5 protein-coding genes are annotated in these 2,717 nt (G+C 42.0%); 4 read left to right on the top strand and 1 reads right to left on the bottom strand.

The features are described 5' to 3' along the window. Window positions 1–104 precede the first annotated feature (104 nt). The 3 genes from QMA35_RS21310 to QMA35_RS21300 all read left to right on the top strand — a co-directional run bounded on the left by QMA35_RS21310 (window position 105) and on the right by QMA35_RS21300 (window position 1,877). On the top strand, window positions 105–410 hold the full coding sequence (locus QMA35_RS21310; RefSeq protein WP_281649152.1) for a hypothetical protein: 306 nt from the start codon (window positions 105–107) through the stop codon (window positions 408–410). Between the two features lie 196 nt (window positions 411–606). Then, window positions 607–900 carry a hypothetical protein gene (locus tag QMA35_RS21305; protein WP_281649151.1) on the top strand — a complete coding sequence of 98 codons (294 nt, stop codon included), beginning with the start codon at window positions 607–609 and terminating at the stop codon, window positions 898–900. 473 nt (window positions 901–1,373) lie between these two features. Then, window positions 1,374–1,877, top strand: coding sequence for a hypothetical protein (locus tag QMA35_RS21300; protein ID WP_281649150.1), 504 nt, complete (start codon window positions 1,374–1,376; stop codon window positions 1,875–1,877). A 230-nt stretch (window positions 1,878–2,107) separates the two neighbouring features. On the opposite strand, the gene QMA35_RS21295 is transcribed toward QMA35_RS21300, so the two are convergent. Continuing rightward, entirely contained in the window at window positions 2,108–2,260 is a 153-nt protein-coding gene (locus QMA35_RS21295) for a hypothetical protein (protein ID WP_281649149.1), read from the bottom strand. Here QMA35_RS21295 and QMA35_RS21290 point away from each other — a divergent pair. After that, window positions 2,241–2,717: hypothetical protein (locus tag QMA35_RS21290; protein WP_281649148.1), on the top strand; the 477-nt coding region annotated here is incomplete at its 3' end. The genes QMA35_RS21295 and QMA35_RS21290 overlap by 20 nt on opposite strands.

Below are 2,717 nucleotides of genomic sequence, written 5' to 3'. Positions count from 1 at the left end.
CGAGAAAAGGGGTCGGAGTAAATAAATATTAAATAATGTTCTTGAAGGTATTAAGAACACCATTGTTGGTGGACCTTTGTGTAGAATAGGTACGTAATAAAGCTATGAAAAAAAATATATCGGCTCACTCAAGATTGTGGGCATATACCGAAGTCGCTCTGTGTGTTGCGGCAACGGTTTATGTTACATATTTCGGTGTAAATACAGTCAGCGGCGATAAGAGTGGATTGATATACACATTTTCTTTTGCTCTTTTGTTTTCGCAATCTGCTGTGTTCGTTATAACTTATTCAGACCGTGATTTGAGTGGATTTGAACGATCTGGTGTGTTAGTGAGCCTGTTGACTGGAATTGTTTTGTTTGGTTTTCTGGTGATGTCATGGTCTTTACATGGGATTGGGGAAATGTAACGACATTAGAAGTAGATGCTAATTGGTGGTGTTATATATTGTACGGATATGCATCAGAATAAGAGTGCTTTTCCTTCAATGATTCAGGTCGTGGAGAAAGCATATTTATTCTGGTGTATCATATTTTCCATGTTATATGTTTTCTATATTTGGTAGGCGTAAATGATATGAGTTTTTGTTTTGGAAAAGGAATGATATGAAATTGTTGGCTGGGTTGCTTTCAATATTATCTTATTCTTTAGGGATTCTTCTTGCTATTGAGTTTTATGAGAGTCATTTTCTCGCCAAGTATTTTGTTGGGCTTTCAGTCTGCTTCTTGATTGCTTATTTCCTGTGGCCTAGTAGGGGGCGGGGGAAGAGAAATAACCGTAATTTTATTATAGATATAATTGAAGCTTTCATTGAGTTGCCAATTGATGTTGTATTGTTTTTATTCAGAGTCATTGCAAGGATGCTTAGGAGTGATGGCCCATATGATTTTGATGTATGAAAAACAAACATGCAGTAATGAATGGACATAATTAACTCAAAAATAGAGAAACCGACCTCCCTATGTGCCCCAGCCACCGCCACCTTTGAGAATCCCGCTGCAGTTATCTGCAGCGGGATTTTTGCGTTATGAAGCGCACGAAAGCCCCTGTTTTTCTGGCTCGAAACGGTTCGGGAAACGTACCTTGCCAGTGTCGTACCGGCCCCTGTTTTGCCCCTCAAAATGCCGTTTTTGCCGGTGTTCTCTGTTTTTAGCGTACAGAGCGTTTTTCAAGGTACGTATCTAAAATTCTTTTCAAATCAGCAGGCTGTAAGCGTTTTTAGAGTGTCTTGGTCGTATTTGTTCCTGCTGAAAATCTGGTGTAGTTTCAAGTGCAGCATTTACTATGTATCAATGGGGATAAGCTTGATAAAGTTGCCTTGGAGATTTCGATTTTAGCTGTTCACTAGACTCAGTATCCAAGGAAAAACCTGATGCAGCATCCTTCCAAAATCTTGCAAAGCTTTAGGGAAAGAGCAAAGTGGCCAGTAATGAGCCAGATTTTAAAGAAATCTGGCTTTAGCCCTGCTCGGGGCTGGGATAACAATATCGAGCGTTTTCAAGAGCAAGAAGACACTGATAGAGAAGCGGCTGCTAATGCGAGTGAGCAATTAGTATGTGACTATAAAAACTACATACGATTTGGGCAAAAGTCGATCAGGCTGTATCAATTAGAACCCCAGCTAGTTGCAGATATTCAGCAGGCTTTAGACTCGCTTCAAATTCCTGAGTCAGGCTATTCTACGAGTTATCCATTACCCTTGTCTGAAGAAGACTTAGAGGAATGTTCAGAAGCTCCCGTCTATGTTGACAGAGTGCTGTCAAGTAAAGGCACTGATTACATCTTCAGCTCCTGTCGGAAATTCCAGGAGCGGAGAGTCTTTGATCAAGAGATCTTAAATGATAATGCTCTTCAAGGAGAAAAGGGGTCGGAGTGAATAAATACAAATTCGTGATCCACAAACAGGGAGTTGGGTCGATAAGCCTCAACCAACAACTTTCTATCCTGAGCACTGGACAAAGCGCCAAACTGTTCAGGAAATTGAAGGGGCATTCCAAAATTCCAAACCACTACCGAGTGCAAATCCCTGAAGAGAAAAGGGGTCGAGAAAAGGGGTGGGTCGAGAAAAGGGGTCGGAGTAAATAAATACTGGTTGAGAGCCCTGGATTAATCAAAGCCGGTGGTTCGCTGACCGGTAGCTTTACTGGCCAGATTGATAACATCAATATTGCCCAGAATGCCGGAGGCCCTGCCCTCACAGCAAAAGACACCTTTCTCAATGCCGGTGAGAATGATGAATATGAGTTCTTTAGATGCCAAAATCCGAACCCTAAAAATTAGGATAAAAGACCCAGAAATTCCAATGCTGGACAATTTGGCAAGTCTACACGAACTGCTAGCCATACAGCCGAACTCACCTGATCTTCTCTGCTTAAAAGCTGATCTGCATTATGAGCTGGCTGCTGTGCAGGATATGAGCTCAGAGGAAAAGCCAATAGATTTGTATAAGAAAGCAGTGTTTCTGGATGAAAACAATTATACTGCTGTCACCAAGCTCGCTTCGTACATGTACTTGGTATTGGAGGATTATGCAGGCTCTTTACAGTACTTTGAAAAGTCGCTTGAGTTGAAGGTCGATGCTGATATTTTGAGTCAGTTTTCAGATGCTCTAGCTAGCCTCAATAGGATTGATGAGGCGATGCGTATTCCGGAGCATCCGGCCACTGATTCCGTTTACATCCGACACCCCATCCTGATGCCGTCAGTGCAGTGGGTG

Source organism: Parendozoicomonas sp. Alg238-R29 (assembly GCF_947331445.1).
In the GTDB taxonomy this organism is placed as follows: Bacteria; Pseudomonadota; Gammaproteobacteria; order Pseudomonadales; family Endozoicomonadaceae; genus Sansalvadorimonas.
This window is presented reverse-complemented; position numbering and strand designations above follow the sequence as displayed.